The 12,181-nt window shown below is 54.6% G+C and carries 16 protein-coding genes and 1 pseudogene; 2 read left to right on the top strand and 15 right to left on the bottom strand.

Features of this window, described 5'->3' with window-relative positions; all coding sequences use genetic code 11:
* Positions 1-75: 75 nt before the first annotated feature.
* From CWC48_RS09680 to CWC48_RS09695, 4 genes are read right to left on the bottom strand one after another with little or no spacing between them, the layout of a single operon-like run.
* Positions 76-726 (bottom strand): DUF799 domain-containing protein, encoded by a 651-nt coding sequence (locus CWC48_RS09680; RefSeq protein ID WP_078046326.1) that lies wholly within the window; start codon positions 724-726, stop codon positions 76-78.
* Positions 723-1,085: a DUF4810 domain-containing protein gene (locus tag CWC48_RS09685; protein WP_100491775.1), complete on the bottom strand. Its 363-nt coding sequence runs from the start codon at positions 1,083-1,085 to the stop codon at positions 723-725. The genes CWC48_RS09680 and CWC48_RS09685 overlap by 4 nt, the downstream gene beginning before the upstream one ends.
* Positions 1,086-1,114: 29 nt before the next feature.
* Positions 1,115-1,795, bottom strand: a complete 681-nt coding sequence (locus CWC48_RS09690) for a CsgG/HfaB family protein (protein WP_078046324.1) — start codon at positions 1,793-1,795, stop codon at positions 1,115-1,117.
* A gap of 38 nt (positions 1,796-1,833) precedes the next feature.
* Positions 1,834-2,415, bottom strand: a complete 582-nt coding sequence (locus CWC48_RS09695; RefSeq protein WP_078046323.1) for a hypothetical protein — start codon at positions 2,413-2,415, stop codon at positions 1,834-1,836.
* Between the two features lie 269 nt (positions 2,416-2,684).
* On the opposite strand from CWC48_RS09695, the gene CWC48_RS09700 reads away from it, so the two are divergent.
* Together CWC48_RS09700 and CWC48_RS09705 are read left to right on the top strand one after the other, a co-directional pair.
* Positions 2,685-3,296 carry a hypothetical protein gene (locus CWC48_RS09700; RefSeq protein ID WP_078046322.1) on the top strand — a complete coding sequence of 204 codons (612 nt, stop codon included), beginning with the start codon at positions 2,685-2,687 and terminating at the stop codon, positions 3,294-3,296.
* Between the two features lie 16 nt (positions 3,297-3,312).
* The gene (locus CWC48_RS09705; protein WP_078046321.1) at positions 3,313-3,900 is read left to right on the top strand and encodes a hypothetical protein; all 588 of its coding nucleotides are present in this window, start codon (positions 3,313-3,315) and stop codon (positions 3,898-3,900) included.
* 63 nt (positions 3,901-3,963) lie between these two features.
* On the opposite strand, the gene CWC48_RS09710 is transcribed toward CWC48_RS09705, so the two are convergent.
* The 11 genes and pseudogenes from CWC48_RS09710 to CWC48_RS09755 form a co-directional block, all read right to left on the bottom strand.
* Positions 3,964-4,596 carry a hypothetical protein gene (locus CWC48_RS09710; RefSeq protein ID WP_100491776.1) on the bottom strand — a complete coding sequence of 211 codons (633 nt, stop codon included), beginning with the start codon at positions 4,594-4,596 and terminating at the stop codon, positions 3,964-3,966.
* A gap of 107 nt (positions 4,597-4,703) precedes the next feature.
* Entirely contained in the window at positions 4,704-5,492 is a 789-nt protein-coding gene (gene lepB, locus CWC48_RS09715; RefSeq protein ID WP_100491777.1) for a signal peptidase I, read from the bottom strand.
* Between the two features lie 89 nt (positions 5,493-5,581).
* Positions 5,582-6,400 (bottom strand): hypothetical protein, encoded by an 819-nt coding sequence (locus CWC48_RS09720; protein WP_157806810.1) that lies wholly within the window; start codon positions 6,398-6,400, stop codon positions 5,582-5,584.
* Positions 6,401-6,831: 431 nt separating this feature from the next.
* The gene (locus CWC48_RS30515) at positions 6,832-7,128 is read right to left on the bottom strand and encodes a transposase (RefSeq protein ID WP_256581630.1); all 297 of its coding nucleotides are present in this window, start codon (positions 7,126-7,128) and stop codon (positions 6,832-6,834) included.
* A 320-nt stretch (positions 7,129-7,448) separates the two neighbouring features.
* Complete coding sequence (locus tag CWC48_RS09730; protein ID WP_100492509.1) at positions 7,449-8,123, bottom strand: hypothetical protein; 675 nt, start codon at positions 8,121-8,123, stop codon at positions 7,449-7,451.
* Between the two features lie 308 nt (positions 8,124-8,431).
* Entirely contained in the window at positions 8,432-9,034 is a 603-nt protein-coding gene (locus tag CWC48_RS30520; protein ID WP_256581632.1) for a hypothetical protein, read from the bottom strand.
* A gap of 120 nt (positions 9,035-9,154) precedes the next feature.
* Positions 9,155-9,289 carry a hypothetical protein gene (locus CWC48_RS30525; protein ID WP_256581633.1) on the bottom strand — a complete coding sequence of 45 codons (135 nt, stop codon included), beginning with the start codon at positions 9,287-9,289 and terminating at the stop codon, positions 9,155-9,157.
* A gap of 20 nt (positions 9,290-9,309) precedes the next feature.
* Positions 9,310-9,549: pseudogene (locus CWC48_RS30840) on the bottom strand (hypothetical protein); the annotation flags it as partial.
* A 47-nt stretch (positions 9,550-9,596) separates the two neighbouring features.
* On the bottom strand, positions 9,597-10,397 hold the full coding sequence (locus tag CWC48_RS09745) for a hemagglutinin repeat-containing protein (protein WP_256581634.1): 801 nt from the start codon (positions 10,395-10,397) through the stop codon (positions 9,597-9,599).
* Positions 10,398-10,599: 202 nt separating this feature from the next.
* On the bottom strand, positions 10,600-11,202 hold the full coding sequence (locus CWC48_RS09750; RefSeq protein WP_078046309.1) for a hypothetical protein: 603 nt from the start codon (positions 11,200-11,202) through the stop codon (positions 10,600-10,602).
* 321 nt (positions 11,203-11,523) lie between these two features.
* Positions 11,524-11,970 (bottom strand): hypothetical protein, encoded by a 447-nt coding sequence (locus CWC48_RS09755; protein ID WP_078046308.1) that lies wholly within the window; start codon positions 11,968-11,970, stop codon positions 11,524-11,526.
* Positions 11,971-12,181 lie beyond the last annotated feature (211 nt).

Genomic DNA, 12,181 nt, shown 5'->3' on the forward strand with positions numbered 1-12,181 from the left:
CGGTGCGGGATGTTCGGGTTAACCCTGATTCAAATAACACCACAGTCCAACTGTGGTGCTCTCAGAATCCGGATATCAGTCCGTACCGTACTTCGGGTTACGCGGACCGTACAGGATCCCTGCACGCTGCCCCGGCGACAGCAGGCGCGCACTGGTAATACCGGCGATCGGGTGCGCCGCATCGGTGGAGCTGTTGATCACCTGCTTGACCGCCGCCGTGATCAGCATGCCGACGAGACCGCCACCGTTGTTGTTGCCTTCCTCGCTGGAAGCACGCGCCGAGCCAGTCCACAGGGTGGTGCCGGTGCGCAGGTCCACCAGTTTGGCCGAGGCCGTCACGGAGGTGTCGCTGGAGATCAGCATGTACTTGGTGCCGTACTCGGTGACGGTGATGTACAGCGCCGCGTCCGCCCCAAAGATGTCGTGCAGCTTGGTCGGCGGTACGGCCTGGATATCGTTGGCGGTGGTGAGACCGTTCTGGCGGAAGGTTTCGTCCACCAGGGCAATCGGCAACACGTAGTAGCCGGCTTCCGCCAACGGGTAGGTCACTTGCGAGACCATGCTGTAGGACGCCTGCACTTCCGGCGATTCATTGAGTGGCGGCAATACCAGGATCGACTTCGGTCGTGCCTGCTTGTACGCCGTGTAATCAATGGTCTTGGGGGCTGCGCAACCGCCGAGCAGGGCCAGGGCCAGCAAGGCGCCCGTAAGTTTCAACAGGCTCATTTAGTGGCGACTCCGGTCTTGGCGTTTTTCAGCAGAAAGTCCATGTACGAGGCGGATTCAGGGAACAGCGCCTTCTCGGTGCGGAACTCCTGCACCATCTGGTCATCCTTGCCCATGCTCAGGTACAGCATGCCCAGGTGGGCGTGGTAGCCCGGCGGGGCCTTGCGGCCGCTGGCATTGATCTTCTGCAGATCCCGCTCCAGTGCCTCGACCTGTGCTTCCTTGGGCTCGCCCTTGAAGTACTCGTAAACCTGCGGCTGGTAGCTTTCCCACTGATACAGGGGTTGAGGCGCCGTATGGCACCCGGCGACCGCTGCGACTGCTGTCAGCATCAGCGCCAACTTGACTGCCTTGCTCATCCTTGTACTGCTCCTTGAGGTGCTGCTGATCAGTTACGCGGGTTCCAGGCGCCGGCGTTGATGCCGTCGACGAGGCGGTTGATGGCTTCGCGCATGGCCAGGTCCAGGACCTTGCCATTGAGGGTGGAGTCGTAGCTGGCGGTGCCGCCGAAGCCGACCACTTCACGGTTGGACAGCGCGTATTCACCGGCGCCCTGGGTGGAATACACCACTTCGGACGTGCTGATATTGACGATGTTCAGCGCGACTTTGGCGTAGGCCACCTGGGTCTTGCCACGGCCGAGAATGCCAAACAGCTGGCGGTCGCCGGTTTCCTTGCGGCCGAACTCGGTCACATCGCCGGTCACGACGTAGTCAGCACCCTTGAGTTTCTGCACGGTGCCTTTGATCGCGGCTTCCTGGGAGATTTCGCCCATGTTGTCGCGGTCCAGCACGCTGAAGCGGTTGGTCTGCTGCAGGTGGGTGATCAGGATAGTCTTGGCCTGGCCACCGAGGCGGTCAACGCCGTCGGAGAAAATGCCGCGCATGTAGCTGGAGCGGTTGTCGAACTTGCCCACGGCAATCGGCACACGCACGCCGGAATAGGCGACGTGGGCGCTGGCGACTTGTTCCACCGGCATTGCGCGGTTGCTCTCCGTGGCGCAACCGGCCACGGTCAGCAGCGCTGCGGCGGTGAGGCCGGACAGCAGGATTTTGGACAGTGTTTTCACGGGGTGCTCCTGGAGTGAAAGTTTGTTCTGCAAATGAACTAGCGGGACGGAATGTTGCGTAAATCATCGACGATAAAGCGGCTCAACAGACCGGTGTAGAACGGCTCTACGTTGGCGTTGCCACTGCGGGTCAGAATCCCGCCGACCGTCTTGAGGTTCTGCCAGTGCCCAACCGCGCCGGCAGGCATCAAACCTTCGCGCGCCTGGGCGAAGTGCAGGACTTCGGTATCGCCTTTCCTGACGGTGACTTTGTAGTTGAAGTCCACACCGACCAGGTACTTGTTGTCTTCGATAAGCGGGCTGACCAAACCACCCTGGGTGTCCTGAATACGCCGGGCGTAGATCACGTCCATATCCAGGATGTAGTCGGCGGATGCTTTGCTGGTGGCGTAACGCTTGGCCTTGAGCAGGCGATCGATCAGGTCGACGCCCAGTTGCTGGCGGACTTTGTCATCCGGCAAGAAGCGCTCGTTTTTACCCCGGACCTCAACGTCGAAGTTGTCGAGCCAATAGGTAGCCGTCTTGGGAATGGTCACCGGCGCCGGGGAGATGTAGTAATCCGGCTTGGAGGCACAGCCCGCCATAAGGCAGGCCGCGAGAAATACGACAAACACACGCATGTCTGAATTCGTCCCTGAAAAGTATCAAGCTTTAAACAATCGCGGCATTTTACGGAGTTGAAAGCCGTTCTCAAGCTGTTTTGGCGCCAGGATAGTGTCGTTTTAATGGCACCGGCGCATAAGCCCCTGGCGTCAGTCCCCAAGACGTTGTGTGGCAAACAAAAACAATAATGGCTCTTGCCTCATCCTGATAAATAAAATTGCGTGCTCAAGTTATGCCCGTAAAGGACGAGACAGTGGCTTGGTTCGTTCTTTTATAGGGATATTACGTGTCGAAAACCCTCCTACGGGCGACGGTGCTCTTTGCCGCGCTGTCGATGACCGGCTGTGTCTCCTACACCGTCACCGGCCCCATCGGCGCCCCGCTCCATCCGGTTTCCACTAGCAGCGCGCGCAGTGCACAAGTCGCCGATGTGACGGTGAGTGCCGCCGACGTCAACGAAGCCAACAAGACGGCCATCAGCCGATCATTGACGGCCCAGATCAACCAATACGTGCGCACGGCGGGTTATTTCAAGCAGGTCACCGAGTACCCGGTCCGCCTCGGTGAGCACGACGTCACGCTCAAATTCAACATGACTTCCCTCAAGGGCCATCGCGCCCCGCACCCGGCCTACGTCCCCGGCGCGCTGCTAACGCTGACCATTTGGATCTGGGTCAACGGCCCCATCTACGTGGACAGTTTTGACGTGGCCGGCGACCTGGTCATCGTCGATCGCGACGGCAAGGAACTGGCATCGGCGAAGGAGTCGATCACGTTCGAACACAACGTCGGGCTTTACAGCGGCCAGTATTGGGCGCCTTCGATGGGCGGCCAGCAACTGACCAAACTGATCGCGCAATTGCTCGACACCGCCACCGCCAAACTGGCGAAACCTTAGTTTCAAGGAGCAACACATGAAAGGATTGATCAAGCACAGCCTGGTACTCGCGGCGGTCCTGCTGACCGGCTGCGTGTCCTACTCGCAACACGAACTGCCAGTGGTACAGACCTGGCCACCGACCGCTCACGCCCCGGCGCAAAAACCTACCGCGTACGTGCGCACCACGGCGCAAAACCATGTCAACGGCGGCCCGGGCAATGCGGCAGTCGGCGCCCCGGTAGTGCTGTGGGAAAAGGCTGTGGCCGACACCTTCCAACAGTCCAACCGCTTTTCGCGGGTCAGCACCGACAAGGCCGACTCGGACCTCTATGTGGACGCCACACTGCACAACAATGAAGAATACAGCCCGGTTTCGGCGTTCATTACTGGCTTCACATTCTTCGTGATCCCCACTACCGCGAAAAACATTTTTACCCTTGAAACCGTGTTCAAGGACAAGGATGGCAAGGAGCTGGGCCGGGTCAAAAAGAGTGAGTCGGTGCGCACCTGGGTGCATCTGGTGCTGATCGTGGGCCTGCCGTTCCAGACTGATACGCGGGAAGTGGTCGAGACGTTGACGCGCAGCACACTGGACGAAGCAGTACAACGCAAGTTGCTGTAAACCGGCACGGGCGCACGCCGTTCTGTGTGGCAAGCGGGCTTGCCACACAGGCTATTCAAAGGGTCACTGAGGCCGGCACACGTTGTAAGCCTGGTTCTCGGCGACCTCTTCCATGTGATGACCAACGACGGTATTGAGCACCAACTGGCGCTCCGACTTCCCGGTCGGGCGGTAGGCTGGGCCCTGGGCATCGCGCTGCAACTTGAAACCGCTATTGCCCAGTTCCTTGACCAGTTGCACGCGCCTGGCCATGTCGCCATTGCCACGATGGTCGCTCGGCGAAAGGAACACGAAGCGCTCTTTTTGCAGCAGCCATACCGGCCTGTCACTGCCCTCGCTTTCGAAGATGTAGGCACAGTCCACCGATGCCACCGGGAAGCTGGCCTGGCTCACATAGTGCCCGCCCTCATACCCCACCAGCGTGACCAGGCCCGGTTGCACCACGGCAACCGCATCCTTTGTCTGGGTACCGGATTGAATGCCATAGTCCGAGTAAGCCCAACGCAAGGGGATGAACTGGGAAGGTGTCGCCCCCAGTTTCAAGTCGGCGTTGATCCGCGCCTGATCTTCGGCGCCTCGGTAGGGGACACCCTGGCAACCTGCGAGTGTTGCCAGGCAAAGGAGGATGAGCGCGGCCCGGCGTCGGCCGATGCTGGCCAGAATCGTCGGGCGTTTAGCGGTGTTATTGACGTCCATGCGGTGTCGTTCCAGGTTCAAGGTGTTTGTGTCTGTCTTGAGCGGGCGCAGATGGGCTCACACTCTTTCTCAATCGTGCCCGTGTACTTGACTGAACGTCTGAAGGCTCACGGGAATGACGTGCCGATACGTGCGCGATCATTCGAGAACCAGATCCCGGTGACCTTGCCCACCACCTCTGCAACCGGGACTTGGCCCATGAAGCGGCTGTCGTTGCTGTTGTAGCGATTGTCACCCAGCAGGTAGACGTGACCCGGTTCGACCTTTACCGGCGCCAGCGTCAATGACTCAGCGCCTTTGACCCGGTCTGCCGGTGCGTGGAAGAAGCCGAGGTTTTCGCCGTTGCGGATCAACTCGCCGTTCACGATGGCCAAGGTATCGCCGCCGATGCCCGCCACGCGCTTGATCGCTTCGGTGCCATTCCAGCGGTACACCACGATGTCGCCGACCTTGGGCGCACCGGCCTTGAGGTCGGACACGATGTAGTCGCCAATCGACACTGTGGGAGCCATCGAGCCTGTCGGCACGAAGTACGTATTGAAGCCCAGCAACGGCGCCCGAAGCACGGTCAGCAGAATCAAGGTGATCACGATCAGCACGCCAACGTAGAGCGCGTGGAACCGTTTACGCGGTACATCCAGCGGGCCTGTGTAGCGGCGTGCCAAAACGGCGGACGCCACCGCCGACGCCAGCTTCACCGCAATGATGAAGCCCAACAGCACATACAACCCGACCGGTGTTGCGATCACCCCGCAGAGGCCCATCAGGATGATACCGGCATACAAGAGTGCCGCGACGCGGATGCCCCACTTGATGCGATCGACGTACACCAGGCCCCAGCCAGCTACCAGGCAGGACATGAGGAAGGCTTGGAGGGAGAGTTTTACAGGTTTCATTGATCATCCTTGATTAGGCCATCGGGCGCGCATGTTACTGCGCGGCTCCCCATTGCACGTAACCTTTAACCACTACGAATCAGCCAAGTTCAATAGCCTCCGGCATCCAGATCCGCAATGGACAACCAATAGTCGACAACGTTATCAAAGCGTTCATCACCGGCCCGAGCCTGCAATTCCACCAGTGCCTGGCGTGCATCGGCGATGGACCAGCCAGTGGAGTTCAAGGTCAGCCATGCGCAGTCAAGGCGCCCCGCTTGCATATAAGCCTCGAACAACGGCTTTTTCTCGCGTTCAGGATCAAACCACGCGGGCAATTCCACGCCTTTGGGCACCGGCATGTGCTCGTCGACAACGTCAAAATAGCAGCTGCTTTCCCACCAATCAGGGGCTGGGGCGGACGGGTTCGGGAAGTTTCCGGTGTAACGCGTTACGCCGTCAGCAACACTGGCCAGTGGCGTCAACGTCTTGAACGGTTCGACGTTGGCGAAGCCTTTGGGGTCGTCGCCACTTTTCAACGATTGCGCATCCAATGCGCCCAGGCAATCAAGCCCCACCGCCTTGGCGAACTGCTCAAGTTCGGGCGTGACACCCTCCTCAAGACTCATGGACATCATGGCGAGCACGGCCATCAGTTGCTCAGGCGTGCGGGCGATCTCGACGGTCATTCGGTCGCTGCCAACGTACATTTTTACGAAGGTGGGTTCACGATCAACAAACCAGTGCTTCCAGTACCCAATATAGGTAGGCCGAGATCCGTCACTCCATATCGGGATCAGCGCAGGTGGAAACCCATACCACTCGGCAGGGGCCTGCAGCGTGCAAATGGGCGGGTCGATGCTTCCATCGGCGCAGGCCACCAACGCGTGGGGTAACCCCAGCGCTTCCAATGCTGTTTTAACGTTCATGCCTTCACCGTTTTGGCGCCAGGGGCGTCGACCATTCGGGGATCTCTATTCGGTGCAACGGAGAAATAGGCCCCACCCAGATGTTAGAGGTCGCGCTCGTTTGTTGGTGTATCAGTTGATGAGCCTCGCGCGAAGGTACGGGCACAAGATGGCGAGGGTCAACGATCTGCGTTGGGAAATCTGTCTTGCCGAAGTTCCAATGGTGAATAGGATTCGGCTCGTTGCACGGTACTGCTACCTAACTCTCTATAGACCGCATGTGGGCTTAAAAAGCTTGATGGCTCGCCCTGTGCATTTGCCCTGTAGCTGGTCCAGCGATAGTCGCCCGGATGAGCAACCATGCCCGCTCTAACCGGATTCATTTCGATATATCGATAGCAAGCTAAAACATAGTTGTCTTTTTGAACCAGACAGGAGCGGAAACGTCCTTCTCACAACGTGCCCGTTCGTTGATAGGTTCGATTGATGTATTGAACGTAGCGCTGCCCCAGCCCTTTCATAAGTAGACCAGCCCCTGCGAAGCAGGTGGGAGTCAACAACAAGTGAACGTGATTTGTCATCAAGCATATTGCGTGAATTTTACAGCCATACAATTCAGCAAGCTGGTCTAATTTATCAACGTAAAAAATATAGTCTTCGTCTGAATAAAAACACGCAGACCGGTTGTTTCCCCGCTGAATAATGTGCAACGGGATATCCGGCAGTATAACTCTAGGACGGCGAGCCATATAAACCCCCAAATAAATAAGAGCTTACAGCTTAGCCGCCCATCACCAGGCCAACACAATCGAATAATTACAAAAAATGAATCATATTTTAAAAGAGCAATTCTGCTGAACTCTAAAAAGCGCAAAACCGTGGTCTGACCCCTATTTTTCCCTGCATCAGGATCGCCTAACCTCCTGATACCAGACACTTCCTCAGCAACCATAGTCCCGTGAGGCCCTTTTGCCCCATCGAAGCTCGCGTCGTTGGCGGCAGCTTTTCCGTTACCTACAACACCTGTTTCTCCAGAAACCAAGCCAGATGCAGTGTCTTTTGCATCTAGTCAACCCTTCAATGCTGGCAAAGACAGCACTTCATCGTACTGTGGCCAATCTTCCCTTGCGCGCTTGAGCACACCTTGCATCAACTCATCCAACTCAGGCACTGGTTGCTCGGGCGGCAATTGGTCAAAGGGCGCGGCCAGCAGCGGATGATCAATCTTCTGCGGATTGGCTAAACCTTCCCACTGGCGCAGGCGCAGGATATAGAGAATTTCCACGGGCACGCGCTCCAAGTGCCAATCCTGATTGAAGTCGTAGGAATTCTTCTGGCTCTCTTTGCCGGTTTGCCAAGTGTGGCGGTCACACGCGGCCAACAGGCAGGGCATCAGGTCGTCGGGGCTGGGAGTGCGCCACTTGGCCAACAAGGCTTCGTAGATGGGTTCGTCGTAAGCATAAGCAGGCCATTGATGCGAGACATCGCCCACCCAATCGGCAAACACACGCAGCATAAAGGCTTGGGCGCGGCGGTGCTCCTCTTCATACTCGATGACCAGTTGATGACCACGGTTGAGCGCCGCATGGGTCAAATAGCCTTGGTGGATGACAGCTTCCTTCCAGCCCAGAATCGCCATGGCGGCCATCATGTTGGCAGCGGTTTGGATGCTGTAGTTTTGTTGGCGTCTGTCATTACCTACGGCTTTAGCCAAAACGTCAAACTGCCCCGCCCAAAAAAACAACTGCCAAATGCCTACTTGGTAGTAACGCATCCAGTGTGCCAATTCGGAAAGCCATCGCGGGTTTCCCGTTGCAGTGGCAAGTACTTTGTGAGCCCTTGTCACCGACATCCATTCTGCACGAGCATCTGTTGCATTGTTTCTGTTTGGAACCATCATTGAACGCTTCGGCGAAGCATCCTCGCGAGTAACGTACTCGCGAATACCGGCTATCTCATATTCATCCGAGACATGTGGCCCCTTGGCTATGCGCCCCAGCACACTTTTGTAAGAAGGCCATTTTGGGTTTACGCCCGAGCGCTCGCACTGAATTATTTCTTGGACCATGGTTCCACCTTAAATTCTGCTACACCTGTTTTACCGGGTGCAGGAACACCGACTTTGACAGTCACGCCTTGGACTTTGACGTTTTCAGAAAGCAGCGCTGCTCGCAAAGCATCACGTAACGCTGGGTCCGAATCGGCAATTGAGCGATTACCCAACCACCCTCTCAACCTCGTCGCCGGATCTCCGTGCGGCGTACCGGCCTTATTCACGCCATTCACCGAAGACTTCGCATCCATCACCATCACTGTGATCGTATCGTCATTGATCGCAACCGCGCAGCCATCGCAGCCGTGGTCACTACCGTTCTGCAATGGTTTGAAATTGAGGCCGGTTTTCTCGTTAAGGGTTTGCAGGGCCAGTTGCTCGCCCAACACCCCATCATTTACAAGCGAACCGGTCTTCCAATTGGGAAGGTGTGACAACGGGATACTTTCAAACGTCTGCCCAAACAGGTCTTCAACCGGGCTGACCTTGGGTGGGTTGATTGCATCAGGGATAATCTGCCTCGGCCCTTTTGCACCATCGAAGCTCGCGTCGTTGGCTGAAGCTTTTCCGTTACCTACAACACCTGTTTCTCCAGAAACCAAGCCAGATGCAGTGTCTTTTGTACCTGTAACACTCGCATCGTTAGCCGCTGCTGTACCGCCACCTACTACCTTTGTTTCACCAGACAGTATAAAAATAGATAAAAATAGGAAAAATAGGGGTCAGACCACCAATATACATTGGTGCACTAATCGTGGTCTGACCCCTATTTTCTTAAATAAATCTGTCCCCTTTTCTCCTTTTTGCCCTTCAAAAATATCATGAAGCACATCATTCAAGTCGTTTTTCAAACTCATCAAGCACTCCTTGCTCGTAATCAGTCGACAAATAGAAACTGCCCATTACCTTGGCCAAGCACATGACCTTTTAAAAATAATTCATTTAATAACGATGACACTTGGCCTTCATCCATGCTTACCCCGCACGATTCAAGAAAATGAAGTACTCGCCAATTATCGATTATTTTCGGCTCATCAAAGCGTTTATGAACATCCACGACCCAATGGGGTTTACGCGACACTCTTTCAAAACGGATACCTGCACCATGCCTGAGAAATTGCCATTGATCACCATCAACAAGGAGTGGAAATAGGGGTCAGACCACTATTCTCCGAGGTCGAGGGTGAAGCCGTTTTGCTCGCCAATATTGAAGCTGGCGCCAATAGCGGTTTTATTTTTCGACCCTTCGTTTTTGCGGTCGGTGGTGTTTTGTGCGCTTTGCATCAGCACATCGTTTTTGGCTAACAACAAGGTGTTGGCGGCTTTCAAGCTGCTGCCGGTGATCTGGATATCACCCTGAGTACCCGCCGCAGCGCCCGTGGCAACGATCGACAAGTCTTTCCCTGCGTTGAGCGTGCTCTGCTTGGCGGTGACACTGTTGAATTCGCTGCTGTTCTTGCTGCGGTTATTGGCCAGTTCGGTGCCGATCTTAATCAACGAACCGTTGCCGGGCGTGCCGCCGGTTTTGTTTTTGAAGCCGGAGCTTTGCGCATTGGCGTCCGAAGCCTGGCCATTCAGGTTGTAGGCGGCGAGGGCTGCCTGGGCGATTTTGACTGCCTTGAGTCGTGGGTCATCAGCACTACGGGCCGCTTTGACCGCGTCGCGCATGCTGGTGGCGGTGTCCACCACCGAGCCCGCGATCACCCGCCCAACGGCCAAGCTCTTGGAACTGTCCTTACTGGTCTGACTGGCCGTCTCCATCCCCGAGGTGACGGTGACATTCGCCCCACTCAACTCCATGTTCTTGGTGCTCACCAGATCACTGGCCACCACCTTCAACTCACGCCCCGCCCTCAACGACACATTGCCCGCACTGGAACCAATCGTGCTGCCGGTCAAGGTCATTTCATTGGCCGTGCCGTTGTGCTTCGAGCTGTTGATGTACAGCTTCTGGTTGCCGGTCATGTCATCCAGACCGAGCTTGTTGCCGGTAGGGAAATAGGGGTCAGGGAAATAGGGGTCAGACCACCATTAATGTAACCGTGGTCTGACCCCTATTTTCGGAAACCATTACGTGCGCCACGCAACCAAGAGAAATTCGCCCCGCTTATTTGGGGGCTTTATAAAAATGTGGCCTGACCCCGATTACCCCTTACTTCATGAAACTTTATGAGTGAAGAATCCAGAAATCCATATCATGGATCACCCAGTATTTATTTTCAGTTGAAATTAATTTATCAAAATCACTGGATGCCTTCGCATCCCATCTCAAAGGAGCGTAATCCTCATGAGCTCTATCCCAATCAGTGTGTCGCAGCACCTTATTATCAAGATCAATAAAGAATTTCGGAAGCCTCATTCTCAAATTATCAAGTTCATCCGACCGCCCCTCCGCGTCATTGGACAAAATAGCTTCGATATGTCGATAAATCTCAAAGAGATGTTCCGGAGAATATCCAAAACAGAAAAAGTCCCGCATTTCCTCAACAGAAAACTCAATCAAACTTGCAGCTTCTAGATACCGAGAAAAGGTATTGACATCCAGCACAGGGATGCCACCTCTAAAATTAGCTACTACATCATCATAAAGATCCGCGTCCATTTCACCAGCATCTATATAGGCTTTGTACTCCACCCCAACATCGATGCAATAGTTTTCTTTATCATCAACAACATAATAATATTTGCCACTTACAACAAACATGGCCACATCTTTTCGCCCTTCAAAAATATCATGAAGTACATCATTTAAGTCATTTTCCAAATTCATCAAAAAACTCCTTGCTCGTTATCACTCTAGCTTTTGAAGAACTCTGCTCTATCAATCTATCCCAAACTTTTTTAAAAACGGGGACGTAGAAAAACGGGGACGGATTTATTTAGGTTTGGCGCTGGTCGGTACTAAATAAATCTGTCCCCTTTTCTCGAAACTCAAACAAAAAGGGTGTCTGGCCCCGATCACCCACTCGAGATGCTCGTCCATACTGATGTGGATGTTGCTGTAAAATTCGCATCATTAGCCGCTGGTTTACCGTTACCGACTAACTTTGTTTCACCAGACGGCGAGCCGCTCGCAGGTCCTTTTGAACCATCAACTTACCCAGGAAATGTGATTTCCATCTAAGTAATATAGTCCCTCAAGCCTTCCTGAAATTTCAGGCAGCTCGAGAAGGGAATCTGAAATATATGAGAAAGGAAGTCCGTTCCTTAGCTCTTGAGCTCTTGCAGAGTAGTCTGCCCAAGAAGGTTCAACCATCCCATTCCATAATGTAACAAACGAGCCATCTTCAAGAAGAATGACAGGCTTTAAGTACTCAACTTCCCCACCGCCATCCCAGTACAGATAGCCCAAGTAACTAGAACCATCTCCCCCAACAAAACTAGCGCGAACGATTATTTGAGCGTCAGTACAAGTTTCCTTATCAATGAGAGGGCGAACTGTTAACTCATCTTCCGCAGACTCATCCATAGGAAAGTACCAAACACCACAACAAGCAAGATCATCAATAGCTAGTTCATATATCTGTTTATCAGTCATGCTTGCATACCTATTTAATCAGGTGCTTTATTGACTCAAACAATTCGGGCCGTCCTATACCGCCATAGGCTTTCTGCAACGCTGAGCTTATTTGACCAGAAGTATACGTAGCCGGCTTAACGCCTACCAGGGGAGACAAACATGAAATAGGGGTCAGGCCACCAATATACACTGGTGCACTAATCGTGGTCTGACCCCTATTTTTCCAAGA

Origin of the sequence: Pseudomonas sp. S10E 269 (genome assembly GCF_002798465.1) — a bacterium.
GTDB classification, from domain to species: domain Bacteria; phylum Pseudomonadota; class Gammaproteobacteria; order Pseudomonadales; family Pseudomonadaceae; genus Aquipseudomonas; species Aquipseudomonas pergaminensis.

Bases quoted from the DNA above. Each gene is read 5' to 3' on its own strand.
- CWC48_RS09680 (WP_078046326.1), bottom strand. From the start codon at position 726: ATGAGCCTGTTGAAACTTACGGGCGCCTTGCTGGCCCTGGCCCTGCTC.
- CWC48_RS09685 (WP_100491775.1), bottom strand. From the start codon at position 1,085: ATGAGCAAGGCAGTCAAGTTGGCGCTGATGCTGACAGCAGTCGCAGCG.
- CWC48_RS09695 (WP_078046323.1), bottom strand. From the start codon at position 2,415: ATGCGTGTGTTTGTCGTATTTCTCGCGGCCTGCCTTATGGCGGGCTGT.
- CWC48_RS09705 (WP_078046321.1), top strand. From the start codon at position 3,313: ATGAAAGGATTGATCAAGCACAGCCTGGTACTCGCGGCGGTCCTGCTG.
- CWC48_RS09710 (WP_100491776.1), bottom strand. From the start codon at position 4,596: ATGGACGTCAATAACACCGCTAAACGCCCGACGATTCTGGCCAGCATC.
- lepB (WP_100491777.1), bottom strand. From the start codon at position 5,492: ATGAAACCTGTAAAACTCTCCCTCCAAGCCTTCCTCATGTCCTGCCTG.
- CWC48_RS09720 (WP_157806810.1), bottom strand. From the start codon at position 6,400: ATGAACGTTAAAACAGCATTGGAAGCGCTGGGGTTACCCCACGCGTTG.
- CWC48_RS30515 (WP_256581630.1), bottom strand. From the start codon at position 7,128: ATGGCTCGCCGTCCTAGAGTTATACTGCCGGATATCCCGTTGCACATT.
- CWC48_RS30525 (WP_256581633.1), bottom strand. From the start codon at position 9,289: ATGAGTTTGAAAAACGACTTGAATGATGTGCTTCATGATATTTTTGAA.
- CWC48_RS09745 (WP_256581634.1), bottom strand. From the start codon at position 10,397: ATGACCGGCAACCAGAAGCTGTACATCAACAGCTCGAAGCACAACGGC.
- CWC48_RS09750 (WP_078046309.1), bottom strand. From the start codon at position 11,202: ATGAATTTGGAAAATGACTTAAATGATGTACTTCATGATATTTTTGAA.
- CWC48_RS09755 (WP_078046308.1), bottom strand. From the start codon at position 11,970: ATGACTGATAAACAGATATATGAACTAGCTATTGATGATCTTGCTTGT.